Consider the following 235-nt stretch of genomic DNA (forward strand, 5'->3'; position numbering starts at 1 on the left):
TCGCGACATGGGCCAAAAGGCCCGGGGTGACGATGCCCTGGGGGATGAGTTGGGGCGGCATGGGCGTGGTTTTCACCGTCGGCCTGTCGTCTTCCACGCCTTCGCAGGCCCGGCAGGCGTACTTGGGCCGGATGTGGCGGATGACCTGGATCTTGGCCGGCACGATATCGAGCTTCTCGCTTACTTCCTCGCCGATGCGGACCAGAACCGCGCCGCAGGGGCAGGCCTTTTCCGA

General features: G+C 66.0%; 1 protein-coding gene. It reads right to left on the bottom strand.

Going from position 1 to position 235, the window contains the following annotated elements:
• Positions 1–235, bottom strand: a 235-nt coding sequence (locus GTA51_RS21165; RefSeq protein WP_246198271.1) for an IS66 family transposase zinc-finger binding domain-containing protein, incomplete at both ends; no start/stop codon positions are given.

The organism is Solidesulfovibrio aerotolerans, assembly GCF_009856865.1.
GTDB lineage: Bacteria > Desulfobacterota > Desulfovibrionia > Desulfovibrionales > Desulfovibrionaceae > Solidesulfovibrio > Solidesulfovibrio aerotolerans.